15 protein-coding genes and 1 pseudogene are annotated in these 19,128 nt (G+C 61.8%); 6 read left to right on the top strand and 10 right to left on the bottom strand.

Annotated features, from left to right (window positions below; translation table 11 throughout):
• Window positions 1-11: 11 nt before the first annotated feature.
• The 4 genes from GGD53_RS05680 to trxA all read left to right on the top strand — a co-directional run bounded on the left by GGD53_RS05680 (window position 12) and on the right by trxA (window position 7,882).
• The gene (locus GGD53_RS05680; RefSeq protein WP_184454399.1) at window positions 12-743 is read left to right on the top strand and encodes a nucleotidyltransferase family protein; all 732 of its coding nucleotides are present in this window, start codon (window positions 12-14) and stop codon (window positions 741-743) included.
• A 4-nt stretch (window positions 744-747) separates the two neighbouring features.
• Complete coding sequence (addB, locus tag GGD53_RS05685; RefSeq protein ID WP_184454401.1) at window positions 748-3,942, top strand: double-strand break repair protein AddB; 3,195 nt, start codon at window positions 748-750, stop codon at window positions 3,940-3,942.
• Window positions 3,935-7,486, top strand: coding sequence for a double-strand break repair helicase AddA (addA, locus tag GGD53_RS05690; protein WP_184454403.1), 3,552 nt, complete (start codon window positions 3,935-3,937; stop codon window positions 7,484-7,486). The genes addB and addA overlap by 8 nt, the downstream gene beginning before the upstream one ends.
• A gap of 75 nt (window positions 7,487-7,561) precedes the next feature.
• A complete protein-coding gene (gene trxA / locus GGD53_RS05695) occupies window positions 7,562-7,882 on the top strand; it encodes a thioredoxin (protein ID WP_064800143.1) in 321 nt (106 codons plus the stop codon).
• Window positions 7,883-7,942: 60 nt separating this feature from the next.
• Here trxA and GGD53_RS05700 read toward each other — a convergent pair whose 3' ends face one another.
• From GGD53_RS05700 to GGD53_RS05745, 10 genes and pseudogenes are all read right to left on the bottom strand, one after another.
• On the bottom strand, window positions 7,943-9,295 hold the full coding sequence (locus tag GGD53_RS05700; RefSeq protein ID WP_184454405.1) for a bifunctional folylpolyglutamate synthase/dihydrofolate synthase: 1,353 nt from the start codon (window positions 9,293-9,295) through the stop codon (window positions 7,943-7,945).
• A gap of 27 nt (window positions 9,296-9,322) precedes the next feature.
• Window positions 9,323-10,228 (bottom strand): acetyl-CoA carboxylase, carboxyltransferase subunit beta, encoded by a 906-nt coding sequence (gene accD / locus GGD53_RS05705; protein ID WP_184454407.1) that lies wholly within the window; start codon window positions 10,226-10,228, stop codon window positions 9,323-9,325.
• A gap of 39 nt (window positions 10,229-10,267) precedes the next feature.
• The gene (trpA, locus tag GGD53_RS05710) at window positions 10,268-11,107 is read right to left on the bottom strand and encodes a tryptophan synthase subunit alpha (protein ID WP_184454409.1); all 840 of its coding nucleotides are present in this window, start codon (window positions 11,105-11,107) and stop codon (window positions 10,268-10,270) included.
• Window positions 11,108-11,110: 3 nt separating this feature from the next.
• Complete coding sequence (gene trpB, locus GGD53_RS05715; RefSeq protein WP_184454411.1) at window positions 11,111-12,331, bottom strand: tryptophan synthase subunit beta; 1,221 nt, start codon at window positions 12,329-12,331, stop codon at window positions 11,111-11,113.
• A gap of 2 nt (window positions 12,332-12,333) precedes the next feature.
• Window positions 12,334-13,002: a phosphoribosylanthranilate isomerase gene (locus GGD53_RS05720; protein WP_184454413.1), complete on the bottom strand. Its 669-nt coding sequence runs from the start codon at window positions 13,000-13,002 to the stop codon at window positions 12,334-12,336.
• Window positions 13,003-13,077: 75 nt separating this feature from the next.
• Window positions 13,078-13,836: a M48 family metallopeptidase gene (locus GGD53_RS05725; protein WP_184454415.1), complete on the bottom strand. Its 759-nt coding sequence runs from the start codon at window positions 13,834-13,836 to the stop codon at window positions 13,078-13,080.
• 170 nt (window positions 13,837-14,006) lie between these two features.
• Window positions 14,007-14,441 (bottom strand): DUF2852 domain-containing protein, encoded by a 435-nt coding sequence (locus GGD53_RS05730; RefSeq protein ID WP_064800136.1) that lies wholly within the window; start codon window positions 14,439-14,441, stop codon window positions 14,007-14,009.
• 144 nt (window positions 14,442-14,585) lie between these two features.
• Complete coding sequence (locus GGD53_RS05735) at window positions 14,586-15,863, bottom strand: polyhydroxyalkanoate depolymerase (RefSeq protein WP_184454417.1); 1,278 nt, start codon at window positions 15,861-15,863, stop codon at window positions 14,586-14,588.
• Between the two features lie 204 nt (window positions 15,864-16,067).
• The gene (locus GGD53_RS05740; RefSeq protein WP_184454419.1) at window positions 16,068-16,910 is read right to left on the bottom strand and encodes a fumarylacetoacetate hydrolase family protein; all 843 of its coding nucleotides are present in this window, start codon (window positions 16,908-16,910) and stop codon (window positions 16,068-16,070) included.
• A gap of 95 nt (window positions 16,911-17,005) precedes the next feature.
• Window positions 17,006-17,924, bottom strand: a pseudogene (locus GGD53_RS05745) (glutathione S-transferase family protein).
• A 278-nt stretch (window positions 17,925-18,202) separates the two neighbouring features.
• On the opposite strand from GGD53_RS05745, the gene GGD53_RS05750 reads away from it, so the two are divergent.
• Window positions 18,203-18,487 carry a DUF2218 domain-containing protein gene (locus tag GGD53_RS05750; RefSeq protein WP_184454421.1) on the top strand — a complete coding sequence of 95 codons (285 nt, stop codon included), beginning with the start codon at window positions 18,203-18,205 and terminating at the stop codon, window positions 18,485-18,487.
• A 36-nt stretch (window positions 18,488-18,523) separates the two neighbouring features.
• Complete coding sequence (locus GGD53_RS05755; RefSeq protein WP_184454423.1) at window positions 18,524-19,123, top strand: nitroreductase family protein; 600 nt, start codon at window positions 18,524-18,526, stop codon at window positions 19,121-19,123.
• Window positions 19,124-19,128: the final 5 nt, after the last annotated feature.

Here is a 19,128-nt window from a genome sequence, read left to right on the forward strand (position 1 = left end):
TCCGGATCAAGATGACCATCAGACAAGCCATGGTACTTGCCGCGGGTCTCGGGACCCGCATGCGCCCGATCACCGATACGATTCCGAAGCCGCTGGTGAAGATCGACGGCAAGCCGATGATCGATTATGCGCTGGACGCGCTGGTTTCGGCCGGCGTCGAGCGGGCCGTCGTCAACGTTCACCATCATGCCGAGCAGATGCTCGACCATCTCGGCAAGTATCGCGGCCTCGACATCGTCATATCGGACGAGCGGGACGGGCTGATGAATTCCGGCGGCGGACTGGCGAAGGGCCTGACGCTGCTGGACCGTGACGACATCTTCGTCATGAATGCCGATCTCTTCTGGATCGGCGAACAGCCGGGACGGCCGACGAATCTGCAGCACTTAGCCGGATTCTTTGACGCAGAGCACATGGACATGGCGCTGCTTTGCGTCAGGATTGAGGATACGACGGGTCACAACGGCAAGAACGATTTCAGCCTCGCTGCAGATGGCCGGCTGACGCGGTATCGCGACGATCCGTCCAATCCCGTCGTCTATGCCGGGGCGATCGCCATGAATCCGGCACTGCTTGACGATGCGCCAAAGGATCCTTTCAACGTCAATATCTATTTCGACAAGGCGATCGCGCGCCGACGGCTGTTCGGCATTATGCTCGACGGCCATTGGCTGACGGTGGGAACACCAGAGGCGATCGGCGAAGCGGAGGAAACGATCCGCCGATTGCGGGCGTTCGCGTGAGATCATGGCGGACCGGCACCAGCCACGCATCCTGACGATCTCGGCGGGCCTCCCCTTCCTGAAAACGCTGGCGACGACGCTTTGCGACGGACGCCTGACGCCACTCTTTCGGCATGAGCCCGATGATCCGCTGTCGCTCGCCAGGGTGACGATCTACCTGCCGACCCGCCGCGCCGTGCGTGTGCTGCGGTCGGAGTTCGTCGACCTGCTCGGCGGCCGCTCGGCGATCCTGCCGGTCATTCGTCCCCTCGGCGAAACCGATGACGACAGCGGATATTTCGAAGAGGCGCTGCCGGCAACGATCGATCTCGCCCAGCCGTTGTCGAATACCGCCCGCCTCTTGGAACTGGCGCGACTGATCCTTGCCTGGCGAAACAAACTGCCGGAGATCGTCCGCCATATCCATTCCGACTCGCCGCTCGTTGCGCCGGCCAGCCCGGCGGATGCGATCTGGCTCGCCCGCAACCTCGCGGAGCTGATCGATTCCATCGAAACCGAGGATCTCGACTGGACGGAACTGTCGAAACTCGACACCGGCGACTACGCCGCCTGGTGGCAGCTGACGGCGGAGTTCCTGCAGATCGCCAGCGCCTTTTGGCCGGAGCGGCTTTCCGAACTCGGCAAGTCCTCGCCGGCGCGGCACAGGAACGCCATTCTGCGGGCCGAAGCAGCCAGGATTTCGGCGGCGAAGCCGGCCGGGCCGATTATCATCGCCGGTTCGACGGGTTCGGTTCCGGCCACGGCCGATCTCATCGCCGCCGTTGCCAATCTGCCCGAAGGCGTGATCGTCCTTCCCGGCCTCGATCTCTCCATGCCCGAAAAGCATTGGCAAATGGTGGCGCCGGAACCGGCGCCTGGCCAGCATGCCAATCCGGCCAGCCGGAGCCATCCGCAATATGGCCTGTCCTCGCTGCTGAAGAGGCTGAGGCTGACACGAGCCGATATCGGCCTCCCGGAGAGGCCGGAGGCCGATCTTGACCGGCGCGCCGAAATCCTGTCGCGCGCGCTCGCGCCGGCAGAGGCGACCAGCGACTGGGGGGCCTGGAAGAGTGCGCTGCCCGAGGGAGCGCTGACGTCGGCCTTCGGCGATGTTTCGCTGATCGAAGCTGCCAATGAGCGCGAGGAAGCGACCGCAATTGCCATCGCGCTCAGACTGGCGTTGGAAAGGCCGGGCCAGGACGGCGAAAGCCGGGCAGCGCTGATCACGCCGGATCGCAATCTCGCCCGTCGGGTGATGGCGGAACTTTCCCGCTTCGGCATCCTCGCCGACGATTCGGCCGGCACTCCGCTTTCGGCGACGCCCCAGGGCACGCTTCTGCAACTGCTGCTGGAGGCAGCGCTGCGGCCGGGCGATCCGGTGGCGATCGTCTCGCTGCTCAAACATCCGCTGGCGCGCTTCGGCCTCGACCGCGATGTCCTGATTTCCGCCACCGAAGCGCTCGAACTGCTGGCGCTGCGCGGCGGTGTGGCGGAGGTGGATATCAGTGCGCTCGAATTGCTCCTGGCCCACCAGCTCGGCGAACAGGCCCTGGACCGACATGCGCCGCAATGGCGAAAGGCGCTGCCAGCCGAGGCCGCCAATGCCGCATCCGAGCTTGCCCGCCGGGTTACCCGCGCAACCGAGCCGCTTGCTTCCGCGCTGGTCCGGCACCGGCCGGAGGAGCGCGGCAAGACGGCAAGTTTCACGCTGTCCGAATGGGCGAAGCGGACCGGCCGTTCGCTTGAAGCGGTCGCGGCAGATCCGCACGGCAATCTTGCCGATCTCTGGTCGCACGAGGCAGGCGACGCCCTTGCCTCGCTTCTCAGCGAAGTGATCGACACGAACGGCCAGATGGAGGCCGACGGGCCGCAATGGATCGACATCATGGCCGCGCTCGCCGCCGGCCATGCGGTGAAGCCACGGGCGCTCAGCCATCCCCGCCTCTTCATCTTCGGCACGCTTGAAGCCCGTCTGCAGAGCGTCGACACACTGATCCTCGGCGGGTTGAACGAAGGCTCCTGGCCAGGGCAAAGCGCCAACAATCCCTTCATTCCGCGCATGATGAAGACGGAGATCGGGCTCGAACCGCCGGAGCGGCGCATCGGCCAGCTGGCGCATGATTTCGAGATGGCGAACGGCACGCGCCACCTGATCTATTCGAGAGCGCTGCGCCAAGGATCGACGCCGACCGTCGCCTCACGCTGGCTGCAGCGGCTGCTGGCGCTCGGCGGAGAGGCATTTGAGGCGGCATTGAGAGGGCGCGGTGACCGGTATCTGCAATGGGCCGGTCTCATCGATCGGGGAGAGGCCCAGGCACCGGCGCAGCGGCCCTCGCCGAAACCGCCGCTGGCGCTGCAGCCGAAATCCTATTCCTTCAGCGAAGTCGGACGGCTGCGCCGCGATCCCTATGCGATCTATGCCCGTCGCATCCTGCGGCTCGATCCGGTCGATGCCTTCAACCGCGACCCGGGAGCGGCCGAACGCGGAACGCTCTATCACACGATCGTCGACCGGTTCGTCCGCGAGGCCCATGTGGCCGGCACGCCGGAGGCGGCAGCGGCGATGGAGCGGATTCTTACCGAGCTTTTCGACATGGAAAAGCTGCCGCCGCATATTGATGCCGTCTGGCGGCCGCGCTTTCGCGAGGTGGCCCGTGCCTTCCTCGAATGGGAGGCCGGACGACTTCCCGCCATCCGCAGGACGCTGACGGAAGTGCGCGGCGGCGTGGAGCTGGAGGCGATCAATATCCGGCTGAACGGCGTTGCGGACCGGATCGATATTACAGGACCGGGCGCGGCAGATATCATCGATTATAAGACCGGCTACAACCCCTCACCGGCACAGGCACGCGCGCTTCTCGATCCGCAGCTCGCGCTGGAAGCGGCGGCTTTGAACGCCGGCGCCTTCCGCGATGCCGGCAGTCTCATCCCGCAGGATCTGCTCTATGTCCGCCTGCGTCCGGGACGCCGGTTCCAGGTCGATACAGTGAACAACGAAAACTCGGCCCGCAGCGACAAGGCGAAATCGGCGATGGACCTTGCCGGGGACTCGATCGACCAACTGATCAGGTTCGTCAGTTTGCTGCAGTCCGGCGAAAAGGGCTTCACCTCGCGGCTCATTCCGGCGCAGCAGTTCGATTTCGGCGGCGATTACGATCATCTCGCCCGTGTTTCCGAATGGTCGACGGCCGAGACCGAGGAAGGCGGCGGCGATGAGTGACCAGACCGCTCTTCCGACTGACGACGATCCCGGCGCCTGGATCGGCTGGACGACGATTCAGCAGGCAATCGCCTCCGATCCCGAGCGCTCGGCCTGGGTTTCGGCCAATGCCGGTTCCGGCAAGACGCATGTCCTGACCCAGCGTGTCATTCGTCTGCTGCTTGCCGGCGCGCGGCCGTCCGCCATTCTCTGCCTGACCTACACCAAGGCCGCGGCCTCCGAAATGTCGAACCGCGTCTTCGAACGGCTGGCGGATTGGGTGGTGCTTGACGACGAAGATCTCAGCCGGCGGATCATGCAGATCGAGGGTACGGCGCCCGATGGGCTGAAGCTTGCCGAGGCGCGCCGGTTGTTTGCCAAGGCGCTGGAAACGCCGGGCGGGTTGAAGATCCAGACGATCCATGCCTTCTGCGAAGCGCTGCTGCACCAATTCCCGCTGGAGGCCAACGTCGCCGGGCATTTCTCGGTCCTCGACGATCGCGCGGCGGCGGCACTGCTTTCCGATGCACGCCGGGCGCTGCTGACGGCGACCGCGCCGCAAGAAGGCGGCGCCCTTGCCGAGGCGTTCGCCTATGTGCTCAATCTCGGCGACGAATCCGGGCTGGAGAACCTGCTCGCCGACATCGTCGCCAACCGCAACGCCATTCGCCGCTTCACCGCGGCTGCCGAACGACGGGGCGGCGTGGAGGCGGTTCTGCGCGACAGGCTCGGCCTTGCCGCGGGCGATACGGAAAGCCAGATCGCGGCGCAATATTGGCCGTTGCCGGAGCTTTCGGGCGGTATGCTGGAGCTTTATCTGTCGCTTGCCGACCACAAGGGCGGCGCCAAGGCGCAGGAGGTTGCTTATGGCCTCAGGCTTGCCGGCCGGGAGCGCGACGATGCCAGGCGCGCCGAAATGCTGGAGAAGATCTTCCTGACGGCAAAAGGCGAGCCGAAATCGGACTCGCAGTTCCTGGTCAAGGCCATGCTTGCGGAGGCGCCGCAGTTGACGGGTGCCATCGCTGCCGCCCGTGCGCATATCGCGGCAAGCCGTGACCGGTTGAAAATGATGCGAATGTTCGGCGCCACGCAGGCCGCGCTGGTGCTCGCCGGTCGGCTGAACCACGACTACGAGGAGCTGAAGAAGCAGCGCAGCCAATTGGATTTCGAAGACCTGATCACCCGTACGGCCGACCTGCTGACGAAGAGTGGCGTCGGTCCCTGGATCCATTACAAGCTTGACCGGGGTATCGATCATATCCTCGTCGACGAGGCGCAGGATACCAGCCCGATCCAATGGAGCGTCATCCAGTCGCTCGCCGAGGACTTCTTTTCCGGCGAGAGCGCCCGACCGGTCGTGCGCACGCTCTTTGCCGTCGGCGACGAGAAACAGTCGATCTACTCCTTCCAAGGAGCGCGGCCCGAGCGTTTTTCCGAAGAGAGCGACCGGACACGGCGGCGGGTCTCCGACAGCGGGCAGAGCTTTTCTTCCGTGCGGCTGCCGCTCTCCTTCCGCTCAACCGCCGACGTGCTCGAGGCCGTCGACCAGATCTTCAGGACAGCGGACAATGCGCGGGGTCTCAGCGCGGTCGGCGAACCGGTCGTGCACCGGTCCAGCCGCATCGGCCATCCCGGCGCCGTCGACCTCTGGGAGATGATCGCGCCTGAGGCGGTGGTGAAGGAAGAGGATTGGACGGCGCCCTTCGATGCGACGCCGGAAAGCGCGCCGGCCGCAATCCTCGCCCGGCGGATCGCCCATGCGATCGGCACGCTCGTCGGCCGTGAAACGATCGTCGACAAAGGCAAGGAGCGGCTCATCGAAGCCGGTGACATCCTCGTTCTGGTGCGCAAGCGCGATGCCTTCGTCAATGCCTTGACACGCGCCTTGAAGCGCCGCGGCGATATTCCCGTCGCCGGCGCCGACCGACTGACGCTGACCAGCCATATCGCCGTGCAGGATCTGCTGGCGCTCGGCCGTTTCCTGCTTCTGCCGGAGGACGATCTTTCGCTCGCTGCCGTGCTCAAAAGCCCGCTTTTCGATCTTTCCGAGGCCGATATCTTTGCAATCGCCGGACTGCGGGGCGACAATGAGAGCGTCTGGAGCCATCTCAAGAGGTTTGCGGCCGACGGCACCGAACGTTTCCGTGCTGCCGTCGAAAGGCTGGAGCTGTTTCTTGCCCAGTCGAGGCATCTGTCGGTCCACGATTTTTATGCGCGCGTGCTGGGCAGTCATGGCGGGCGGCGGCAATTCCTTGCCCGTCTCGGCACCGAGGTCAGCGATATTCTCGACGAATTCCTGACCTTTACGCTCGACCACGAGAACGCCGGCCTACCTGGGCTGCAATCCTTCATCTCAACACTGGAGCTCGAAGCGCCGGAGGTGAAGCGTGAGCAGGACAAGGGGCGCAACGAGGTCAGGATCATGACCGTGCATGCCTCCAAGGGTCTTGAAGCACCGATCGTCTTTCTCGTCGACGGCGGCTCCAAGCCCTTCACGCATACGCATCTGCCGAAGCTTCGCCTGATCGAAACCGACCCCGACGAACCGCCGCTGCCGGCCTGGGTTCCCGTCTCCGACCTCGCCAATTCGCTGACGCAAAACGATGCAGCGCGGATCCAGATGCTGGCGGAAGAGGAGTATCGTCGGCTGCTTTATGTCGCCATGACGCGGGCTGCCGACCGGCTGGTTGTTTGCGGCTATCGTGGCGTTCGTGTGAATAACGATACCTGGCACATGATGATCTCAGCCGCGCTCAGCGAAGGCCATCCGCATGTGGAGGCGGCCACTTTCTCCGGCCCAGACGGAGAATGGCCGGGCATCCGATGGCGCGTGCCGCGGGTGGAGCGGCGCTTCGAGCATATCGACCGCAACGAGGCGCGCGACAGCCAGGAGGCGTTGCCGGAAGGTCTGTTGCGGCCACTGCCGCCGCAGGCTGAGCTGCCCCGCCCCCTCAGCCCATCCGGCGCCGGGACGATCGTCGACGAAGACGAGGGCAGCTTGTTTGTCGCTTCGCCGCTATTCGGCGAGAAGGAACGCAGTGATCGTTCGCTGGAAAAGGGCAGGCTGATCCATCGCATGCTGCAGGCGCTTCCCGACATTCCGCCGGTCGAACGGCCGGATGCCGCGAGCCGCTATGCCGAGCGGGCGGCGCGGTTCTGGCCTGATGCGGAACGCCGCCGGCTCGTCGATTCGGTTCTGAAACTAATGGACGAAGAAGGTCTGCAGCCGGTTCTCGGGGCAGAGGCCCAGCCGGAAGTTTCGATCATGGGAACATTGACGCTCGAAGACAGGCGCTATGCGGTCTCCGGCCGTATCGACCGGCTCGCCGTGCTTGCCGATCGCGTCGTCATTCTCGACTACAAGACCAATCGGGTGCCGCCTTCGACCGAGGAGGCGATCCCTTTCGCACATAAGGCCCAGCTCGCGATCTATCGTGAGATCCTGGCGCCGCTCTATCCCGGCAAACGCATCGATTGCATGCTCGTCTATACCGAGAATGCGTCGCTCTATACGCTGAGCGAAAAGGCGCTCGGTTTGGCGCTTGCAGGACTCAAGACAAAGTGAAATACCGGACATTGAAAATTTGGCGCCGCACCATCACATGTGGTTCAACATCTTCTTCGGTCAAAGGAGCAGCCTATGGCTACCGTGAAAGTCGATATCAATAACTTCCAGTCGGAAGTTCTGGAATCCGCAGAACCCGTCGTCGTCGATTTCTGGGCTGAATGGTGCGGTCCATGCAAGATGATCGCTCCGAGCCTCGAGGAAATCTCCGTCGAGATGGAAGGCAAGATCAAGGTTGCCAAACTCAATATCGATGAAAATCCGGAACTCGCCGCCCAGTTCGGCGTGCGCTCCATTCCGACGCTTGCGATCTTCAAGGGCGGCGAAGTGGCCGATATTTCGGTCGGCGCCAAGCCGAAGACAGCTCTTTCGAACTGGATTTCGAACGCCGCCTGATCGATATCGTCTTCATATCGCATGAAAAAGCCCGGCTTCGACCGGGCTTTTTTCGTCTGCTTATTTCGGCGGCGTGCCGTTGTCGGCAAGCACATCGCCGACAAGATAGAGAGAGCCGCCGACAAGGATGCGGGGCGGCAGTGCCGCCGGGTCGAGGGCCGATTTTATCGCCTCCAGCGCCTCGCCGACCGTCGACATCGGTTCGGCGATCAAACCGGCATCATAGGCGGCGTTCGACAATATCACCGGGTCGATCATCGCGTCGCTGCCGCGGATCGGCACGCAGAACACCTTCTCGACCAGGCCTGTGAATGCCTTGAAATAACCGATCGGGTCCTTGGTGTTGATCATGCCGATGATCAGGAAAAGCGGCCGCGGCTGGCGCTCCTCGAAATTAGCCATGGCTTCGGCGATCACCTCTCCCGCTCCGGGATTATGCCCGCCATCGACCCAGATCTCGGCGCCGGCGGGCGCATGCGATAGCAGCCGGCCCTCGCTGAGGCGCTGCAGCCGGCCCGGCCACTCCACGAAATCCATCGCCTTTTCCATCATCGTCTCGGTGACGGTGAAGCCGGCGGCCTTGACGGCGCGGATGGCAGCGGCGGCATTGGCATATTGATGGCGACCGGGAAGGCGCGGCAGCGGCAGGTCGGCAAGCCCGTACTCGTCCTGATAGACCAGCCGTCCATATTCCTCATGCGCCATGAAATCCTGCCCGAAGACGGCGCTCGGGCAATGCAGCCGCTCGGCCGTCGACATCAACACGTCGAGCGCCGCATCATATTCCTGATGGCCGATGACGACGGGCCGTCCGGGCTTCATAATGCCGGCCTTTTCAGCCGCGATCAGTTCCACCCTGTCGCCGAGATAGGGCTGGTGATCCAGCGAGATCGGCATGATGACGGACACAGCCGGATCGGAAATGACATTGGTGGCGTCGAAACGGCCGCCGAGACCGACTTCGATGATCGCGGCATCGGCCGGGTGTTCGGAAAACAGAATGAAGGTGACCGCCGTCAGGATTTCGAAGACGGTGATATGCTGTCCGGCATTGGCTTCGGCCACGCGTCGGACAGCATCGGCGAAGACGGCATCATCGACAAGCTGTCCGCGCCCGCCCGCCACACCGATGCGATAGCGCTCGTGCCAGTTGACGAGATGCGGCGAGGTGTGGACATGGGCGCTGTAGCCGCCTGCTTCCAGCAGAGCCCGGCAGAAAGCCGTTACCGAGCCCTTGCCGTTGGTGCCGGCGACATGGATCACCGGCGGCAGTTTCCGGTGCGGATTGCCGAGTTGGTCGAGAAGACGGGTAATGCGATCGAGAGACAGATCGAACCCCTTGGGATGCAATCCCATGAGTTTTTCGATCTCCTGCGCTGCCTCACTCACCGCGGTTTGGCCTCTGGGTATCAATTCGGCACCCCGCCTGTTTGCCTGATATCAGGCGCTCGCCGCCAAGGCGATCGCTCCACGAGTCACGTCGTTGGCTGCCGATACGGGCGTCTTCGTCAGAATCTTCAGGATGCGCGCCAGCGTTTCCGGAATGTCGTGACGTTTGACAACCATGTCGACCATACCATGTTCCAGCAGATATTCGGAGGTCTGGAAGCCTTCCGGCAGCTTTTCACGCAGCGTCTGCTCGATCACCCGCTTGCCGGCAAAGCCGATTTCGGCGCCGGGCTCGGCCAGGTGAATATCGCCAAGCATGGCATAGGAGGCCGTGACGCCGCCCGTCGTCGGGTTGGTCAGCACGACGACGTAGGGCTGGCCGGATTCCTTGAGCAGATCGACCGCAACAGTCGTGCGCGGCAGCTGCATCAGCGAGAGAATGCCTTCCTGCATGCGCGCACCGCCGGAAGCCGGGAACATCACCAGCGGGCATTTTTCCGACGTCGCACGTTCGAAAGCCTTGACGATCGCCTCGCCGGCGGCGATGCCGAGCGAACCGCCGATGAAGTTGAATTCGTGCACGACGGCCACGAGTTTCACACCCTGCACCTTTCCGAGGCCGGCGAGGATCGTGTCCTCCTGCTCGGTCTTCAGGCGGCTGTCACGCAGACGATCGCTGTATTTCTTCGAATCGCGGAATTTCAGCGGGTCCTGGGCGACCTTCGGCTGCGGCAGCGATTCGTATTCACCATTGTCGAAAAGGTCGGCAAGGCGGGCCTTGGCCGGCATCTTCATGTGGTAGCCGGAAGCAGGGATCACCCACTTATTGCCTTCCAGGTCCTTGTGGAAGACCATCTCGCCCGTTTCCGGGCACTTGATCCAGAGATTCTCCGGCACTTCGCGACGGCCCAGCATGGAATTGATCCGCGGGCGAACGTAGTTGGTGATCCAGTTCAACTCGAATTCTCCTGGTTGAATAGCGCCAATGTGGGCAAACTATTCGGCAGCAACAAGGCGCGCCGAGCGTGTTCCCGAGGAAAGGCCGCGCACCAGCGTTGCGACCGCCTGAACGGTGTCGGCCGTCGCTTTGCCATCGCTGGTCAAGCTCGTCGCGACCTGGTTGACGATGGCGGTGCCGACGACGACGCCGTCGGCCGAGCCGCCGATGACCTTTGCATGTTCGGCCGTCTTGACGCCGAAGCCGACGCAGACGGGCAGCTCCGTATGCTGCTTGATACGCGCCACTGCGCCGGAAACCAGCGACGGATCGGGCAGTGCCGAACCGGTAATGCCGTTCATCGACACGTAGTAGACGAAGCCGGAGGTGTTCTTCAACACGGTGGGCAGGCGCTTTTCGTCGGTGGTCGGCGTCGCCAGGCGGATGAAGTTGATGCCCTTGCGGATCGCCGGAATGCAGAGTTCGTCATCCATCTCCGGCGGCAGGTCGACGACGATCAAGCCGTCGATGCCGGCGGCGATCGCGTCTTCGAGGAACTTCTCGACGCCATAGATGTAGATCGGATTGTAATAGCCCATCATGACGATCGGCGTCGCGTCGTTGCTCTTGCGGAAATCGGCAGCCAATTGCAGCGTCTTCTTCAGCGTCTGGCCGCCTTTCAGCGCCCGCTGACCCGCCAGCTGGATCGCCGGCCCATCCGCCATGGGATCGGAAAAGGGCATGCCGAGCTCAATGATGTCGGAGCCCGCTTCCGGCAGCGCCTTCATGATGCCGAGAGAGGTATCGTAATCAGGATCGCCGCCCATGAAATAGGTCACGAGCGCCGGACGGCCCTCGGCCTTCAGCTCGGCAAAGCGTTTGTCCATGCGTGCGGTCATGTCTTACAGTCCCATTCCCAGAATCTTGCCGACGGTGAAGATGTCCTTGTCGCCACGGCCGGAGAGGTTCATCAGGATGATCTCGTCCTTGCCCATCGTCGGGGCGCGCTTGATGACCTCGGCGATCGCATGCGCGGCCTCAAGCGCCGGAATGATGCCTTCGAGGCGGGTCAGGGTCTGGAAACCCTCGAGCGCCTCGTGGTCCATGATCGGCACGTAATCGACGCGGCCGATGTCGCTCAGCCAGGAATGTTCGGGACCGATGCCGGGATAATCGAGACCGGCCGAAATCGAATGGCCTTCCTTGATCTGGCCGTCGCCGTCCTGCAGCAGGTAGGTGCGGTTGCCGTGCAGAACGCCGGGGGACCCGGCGGTGATCGAGGCGCAATGTTCGTCGCCCTGCAGACCCTTACCGCCGGCTTCGACGCCGACGATCTTCACGGAGGAATCATCCAGGAAGGGGTGGAAGATGCCGATCGCATTCGAACCGCCGCCGACGGCTGCGACGACGAGATCCGGCAGGCGGCCTTCGGCGGCCAGCATCTGCTCTTTCGCTTCCGCGCCGATCACCGACTGGAAGTCACGGACCATCTCCGGATAGGGATGCGGGCCGGCCGCCGTGCCGATCAGGTAATAGGTATCCTCGACATTGGTGACCCAGTCGCGGAGCGCCTCGTTCATCGCGTCCTTCAACGTGCCGCTGCCGGCTGTTACCGGCTTCACTTCGGCGCCGAGCAGCTTCATGCGGAAAACGTTCGGCGCCTGCCGCTCGACATCGGTGGCGCCCATGTAGACGACGCAGGGAAGGCCGAAGCGGGCGGCAACGGTTGCGGAGGCGACGCCGTGCTGGCCGGCGCCGGTTTCGGCGATGATCCGCGTCTTGCCCATGCGCTTGGCAAGCAGGATCTGGCCGATGCAATTGTTGATCTTGTGCGAACCGGTGTGGTTCAGCTCCTCGCGCTTGAAATAGATCTTCGCGCCACCGAGTTCGGCCGTCAGCCGTTCGGCGAAATAAAGCGGGCTAGGCCGGCCGATATAGTGGGCGCCAAGATGCTTCAGTTCCGCCTGGAAGGCCGGATCGTTCTTCGCCTTGTTCCACTCATCTTGCAGATCGAGGATCAACGGCATCAACGTTTCGGCAACGAAACGACCGCCATAAATGCCGAAGCGGCCATCTTCATCGGGCCCGGAACGGAAGGAATTCGGTTTAGGCGTTTCGTTCACTCTCAACTCCCTGAGGCCGTCACAGGCATATCCGCCCTTTCGACCGCATCGAAAAATTCATCGATCATCGCGACGCTCTTCACGCCGGGCTCGGTTTCGACACCCGAGGAGACGTCGATACCACGTGCCTTGGTGTTCACAAGCGCATCCGCGACATTGTCCTTGTTCAGCCCGCCGGACAGCATGTAGTCGATGCTGCCGTCGAGCCAGCCGAGCAGGCTCCAGTCGAAGGAAATCCCGTTGCCGCCAGGCAGTTCCGAATTCTTCGGCGCTTTTGCATCGAAGAGGAAGCGGTCGGCGATGCCGATATAGGCTTCGACGCGTTTGAGATCGTCGGCCGTGCGCACGGAAAAGACTTTCATCACAGGCAAACCATACAGCGCCTTGATGGTCAGCACATGTTCGGGACTCTCGTTGCCATGGAGCTGGAGGATATCCGGCTTCAGCAGCGACACGATTTCGTCCAGATCGTCATTGGTGGGATCGACGACGACGGCGACGATCTTCGCCTTGCCCCGGGCGGGTTCGGCAAGTTTTGCCGCCACATCGGGCTCGACATAACGCGGGCTCTTTTCGAAGAAGATAAAACCGATATGGGTCGCGCCGCGCTTCAGCGCACGATCGATCGCTTCGGGCGTCTTCAAGCCGCAGATCTTGATATCGGTTTTCATGGCAGCGAAGTGACACGAAATGCGGCAAGAGTCGAGCCAATTTGCATGGAAAGCTGTATTTAGCGGGGCTTGTGTCTAATCGAAATCGATGGCGTGCAGCTGGCTGCCATGCCGCTTCAGCCACAATTTCGCGTCCTCCATACCGGGGCAAAGCTTCTTGCAGAGCGCCCAGAAGCGAGGGCCGTGGTTCATCTCCTTGAGATGGGCGACTTCATGAGCGGCGAGATAGTCGATCACCGAAGGCGGCGCCATGACGATACGCCAAGAGAAACTCAAATTTCCCTCCGACGAGCAGGAACCCCAACGGCTGCGGGTATCCTTCATCGAGATCGAGCGGATCGGCGCCCGGATCGTTGCCGCATGCATCGCCGCCAACCGTTCGAGATCGGCGCGCGCCTCTTTCTTGAGGAAGGCCGCGATGCGCCGTCCGACATGTTCGGGCAGGCCGCTGACGCGCAGCACAGGACTGCCATCCAAAAAGACCACCTCCGTCAAGCCGCGCAGGCTGCCCGTGTGCTCGATGCGATGGGAAACGCCGCGCAGGAGGATCTTGCCGCCGGCACTCAAGCCGGTATCGATCGAAAACTTGGCGAGCTTGGTGAGCAGCCATCCCTGGTGCCGATCAAGGAAGGCATTGACCTCCCGCGCCGCCAGGCCTCTCGGCACGGTCATCTTCAGGGCCCGCCCGCCCGGCTCAATGCGCAGCGTGATACGGGTCGCCTGATCGTGCTGTTTGATGGTCAGCGGCATGAGCCGGCCGGCGACGTCGAGCGTCCGCGTTTCGGGCGGAGCCGGCTTTCGCGCCTTTGGCCGTGTCTTCAGAAGCGGAAACATGGGGCCTTTCTATACGATTCGCCGGTGAATCTAAACGATTTGCGAGGCAGGCAGACATGGAAAAACCGGCATCGGTGAGATGCCGGTCATCATTTCATCGCCTAAAGCGCGTCGCGATCTTTCAGATTCGCAAAACCGCTTCACACTTTTGCGCGACATGTTCTAAGCCTTTACGGCGTCTGGAACTCTGCGACCGGGCCGTTATCGTCGCGCTTGGCGTTCTTGCGGTCACGCATGAAGCGATCAAACTCTTCCTGGTCCTTGGCGCGGCGGAGTTCACGCAGATATTCGTCGAATTCCTCGCGCATTTCGTCGAGCTTGCGGCGCTCTTCCTCGATCCGGTCGAGCTCGGCCTTACGCCAGTCGTCGAAGGCGACATTGCCGGTCGAGAAATGCGGGCGGTGACGGCCATGCGAACGGCGGCAGGAGGCAAAGAAACCATCGGTCGCCTGATTGACGTCGCGCTTGAAGCCGCGCAGACGATCGCCGAAAATGATATAGGCAAGCATGGCCAGACCCAGAGGCCAGAAAACCATGAAGCCGAGAATCATCAGGGCAATGGTAGCCGGAGTCCAATCCGGTCGAAGCAATGCTGACTGGTTCATCGTGCGGTATCCTCGATTTCGGCGCCCGGCAAGATGCCGAACGCTGGAAATCGATGTGGTAACCGCAAGAACCGCCTTCAAGACGATTGCCGGCGAAATCGGACAAAGCCTTGAATCGGCGTTGCTAATTCAGAGGTTACTGAATCACGCTGTCCGTCCGCCTTTGATGACGCGCTGCACCGGGCGTTTGACGGCGACGCGAGAATGCTGGCGGACGAAATTGACGATGCGCGGCGCGATCTCGCGACGGAATCGCGAGCCGTTGAAAACGCCGTAGTGGCCGACATCCGGCTGGAGATAGTGCATGCGCATATCTTCGGGGATGTTGACGCAGATGGTCTGCGCCGCCCTGGTCTGGCCGACGCCTGAAATGTCGTCATTCTCGCCCTCGACGGTCAGCAGCGCGACGTTGCGGATCGCCGCCGGATCGACGCGCTTGCCGCGGTGCATCAATTCGCCCTTCGGCAGCGAATGCTTCATGAAGACCTGTTCCACCGTCTGCAGATAGAACTCGGCGGTCAGATCCATGACGGCGAGATATTCGTCATAGAAATCGCGATGTTTTTCCGGTTCGCCGTCGTTCTTCACGAGATGCATGAAGAACTCCTTGTGGGCGACGAGGTGCCGGTCAAGGTTCATCGACATGAAGCCCGACAGCTGCAGGAAGCCCGGATAGACAGGTCGCATGAAGCCCGGCTGCGGCCAGGGCACGTTCATAATGACATTGTCGGAAAACCATTGCAGCGACCGCTCTTGGGCGAGCTTGTTGACCGCCGTCGGGTTGATGCGCGTGTCGATCGGGCCGCCCATCAGCGTCATCGATGACGGCGACAGAGGATCCTGGGCCTCCTCCATCACCGCGGCTGCGACCAGCACCGGCACCGACGGCTGACAGACGGCGATCACATGAGTGTCATGACCGAGGAAATGCAGCATCTCGATCACATAATCGACGTAATCGTCGAAATCGAAGGTGCCTTCCGTCATCGGCACCATGCGGGCGTCGATCCAGTCGGTGATGTAGACATCGGCACTCGGCAGCAATGCCTCGACCGTGCCGCGCAGCAGCGTCGCGTAATGGCCGGACATCGGCGCGACGATCAGGATGCGGGGATCGCTGGCGCGGCCGGGCGGAACGTTGCGCGAGAAATGCAGGAGGTTGCAGAAGGATCGCGACCAGACGATCTCTTCACGAACGGAAACCGTCTGATCGCCGATCACCGTCTGCTTCAATCCGAATTCAGGCTTTCCGTAGCGGCGTGTCGTGCGCTCGAACATTTCGAGGCTTGCCGCCATCGTACGGCCAAACGGCGTCTGGGCAAACGGGTTCAGCGGATTGGCATAGGCAAATCGCATGATGTCAGCCGCGGCGCGAAACGGCGCCATGGCGGCATGATTCAATTCATAAAGCTGATAAAACATAGAAGGCGCCGCCTTTCTCTATCGAAAAGATGACGTCGATTGATCGACATCGGGCTCTTTCCGCACGCTGGCACGTAACGCAGACTAACAGGTTTTTGTTGCACAGCAACATGGACGTCCCAGACCTGCACAGGAAATGCCAGAGAGTTGATCTCTGGCATCACCATAGAACGGAAAGCTTAAGGTTCCGCTGAGGAAGCGTCGTTAACGATCGGCAACGAAGCTCTGCTTCTGGCTGCCGAGACCTTCGATGCCGAGCTCGACGACATCGCCATCCCTGAGGTAGCGCGGCGGCTTCATGCCCATGCCGACGCCGGGCGGCGTCCCCGTCGAGATGATATCGCCCGGATGCAGCGACATGAACTGGCTGAGATAGGAAACGATGTGGGCGACGCCATAGACCATGGTCTTGGACGAACCGTTCTGCATCGTCTGGCCATTGACCTTCAACCACATGCCGAGATTCTGCGGATCGGCGATCTCATCCTTGGTGACCAGCCAGGGGCCAATCGGGCCGAAGGTGTCACAGGACTTGCCCTTGGTCCACTGGCCGGCGCGCTCCGTCTGAAAGGCGCGTTCGGAGACGTCATGCGACACGCAGTAGCCGGCGACGTAGTCGAGCGCCTCGGTTTCGCTGACATATTTTGCCGTCTTGCCGATGACGACGCCGAGCTCGACTTCCCAGTCGGTCTTTTCGGAACCGCGCGGGATGAGAACGGTGTCGTTCGGGCCAACGATCGCCGAAGTCGCCTTCATGAAGATCACCGGCTCCGGCGGCACCGTGGCGCCGGTTTCGGCGGCATGGTCGGAAAAATTGAGACCGATGCAGATGAATTTGCCCGTGCCGGCAACGCAGGCGCCGATCCGGCTGGGCGCAAGTTCCGGAAGGTCCTTCGGATCGAGCGCGGCGATCCTTGCAAGGCCAGCCGGCGAGATTGCCTCGCCGCCGATGTCGGCGATATGCGCCGAGAGATCGCGGATCTTGCCATCGGCATCGAGAAGCGCCGGTTTTTCACGACCTGCTTCGCCAACACGCATCAGCTTCATGGAATGCCTCCTCATCGAAAACGGATTTGCAGCCACCTATGAACGAATTATTCATCGGTGTCATTACGGCTTTGCCCGGAAGCGGTACGGCGTTCCTAGAAAATTTCGGAGAGATCCGGACCGGCAGGAACGATTTTCGTCGGGTTCAGGCTTTCGACCGAGTAGTAGCCACGCTTGATGTGGTCGAGATTCACCGTTTCGGCAATGCCCGGCCAATCCAGCATGCGCCGGCAGAAGGCGCGCAAATTGGCATAATCCGAAAGCCGGCGCAGATTGCATTTGAAGATGCCGTGATAGGCGACGTCGAAGCGCACCAGCGTGACGAAAAGGCGGATATCGCTTTCCGTGGGGTGATCCGCGAAGAGGAAAGACCGACCTTCGAATTTCGGCTCGATCCACTCGAGGCAGGAGAAGACATCGCCGAAGGCTTCCTCATAGGCGATCTGCGTGGTGGCAAAACCGGCGCGATAGACCCCGTTATTGAGGGCGGGATAGATGCGTTCGTTGAAAGCATCGATCTCGGCGCGTCTTTCGACGAGATAAAGGTCGATCGGATTTTTCGCCAGATCGCCGAAGCCGCTGTTCAGCATGCGCAGGATATCGGCCGATTCATTGTTGACGATGGTCTGCCTCTCTCTGTCCCAAAGAACCGGCACGGTGGCCCGGCCGGTGAAGTCAGGCGCTGCCCTCGTATAGATTTCATGCATGTAGGTCGTGCCGTTGACATGATCCGGCGTTGCACCGGGATAGTCGCCGAAGCGCCAGCCCTGCTTTGTCAGCACCGGTTCGACGACCGAGACGGAAATGACATCTTCCAGTCCCTTGAGCTTACGGCCAATCAGGGTTCGCGAGGCCCAGGGGCAGATATAGGCGACGTAAAGATGGTAGCGGCCAAGGCTGGCCATCCGGCGTCACCCAATTGCGGAAACTCGAAATCTGCCTGACGAAGCCGCCTTTTTCATCCTTTGACTGAACGGGCTGCCAGTCTTCCGTCCATTTTCCGTTCACCAGCATACGCACTGCTCCGACCGATTGATTGAAGCAGTCCATTACCCTGCTTCGGCGCGCGCGTAAGGCCGCTCTTATGGAGACAGTCCGTCCACCCAACTGCGACGACACTGCGCTTGCCAAGCCGGCGAAGCAGGAAATATGACTTGGTTCTAAAGCGCGTCACGATCTCTCAGATTCGCTTGGCCCGCGCTTTAGGTCCTTGTTTTACGCATGTCGTTATCGCAAAACCGCTGCACAGTTTTGCGCGACATGCTCTTGTCAAAGATGAGATGGAGTTCGACATGCACCTCTCCAAGGCCGTCGTACGCACCGAACATGCGAGCCGCTACCTGCAGCAGCTCTGCAAACACTGGAGCCACAAGTTCAGCGTCGATTTCGATCCGCATCAGGGCCGGGTGCCGTTCAGCGATAGCGTCGAGGTGACATTCGCCGCCGACGATGCGGCGCTCACCATGACGCTTTCCGTTGCCGATCTCGACCAGCAGGCAAGGATGCAGGGCGTGATCGACGATCATCTGAAGCGTTTCGCCTTCCGCGAGGAACTCGACATCGTCTGGACCGATTGACCTCAACAATTTTTGTGCCCCAACCCTGGAACAAGCATGACGCAGAGCAATAACCGCGAATCCCAATATCCGATCGATCCGATGTTTCTCGACCGCTGGTCGCCCCGCGCCTTTACCGGCGAAATCATCGAGGAGGCACAGCTGCTCAGCCTGCTCGAAGCCGCCCATTGGGCGCCGTCCTCTTCCAACCAGCAGCCCTGGCGCTTCATTTATGCCCTCAAGGGCTCGGAGCATTGGGAGAAATTCGTCGCACTGCTCGTCGACGCCAATCAGGAATGGGCGAAGAACGCATCGGCGCTGATCTTCGTCGTCTCACGCAGCTTCACCGGCGTTGCTGGGTCCGGCGAGGAAAAGCCGAGCTACACCCATTCCTTCGACGCCGGTGCAGCCTGGGGATACCTGGCGCTGCAAGCGCGCCTTTCCGGCTTCTATGCCCATGGCATGGGCGGCATCAAACATGAGGATATCAGAAAAACCTTCGATATTCCGGAGGGTTACCGGGTCGAAGCAGGCGTTGCCGTCGGCCGTCTGGCCGACAAGAGCGTCCTTTCAGAACGCAACCAGGCGCGCGAAGTCCCGAGCCAGCGCAAGCCAGTCTCCGAGCTCGCCTTCAACGGCCATTTCGTCGCAAACTGAGGAAA

It is taken from the genome of Rhizobium aethiopicum (assembly GCF_014197535.1).
GTDB lineage: Bacteria > Pseudomonadota > Alphaproteobacteria > Rhizobiales > Rhizobiaceae > Rhizobium > Rhizobium aethiopicum_A.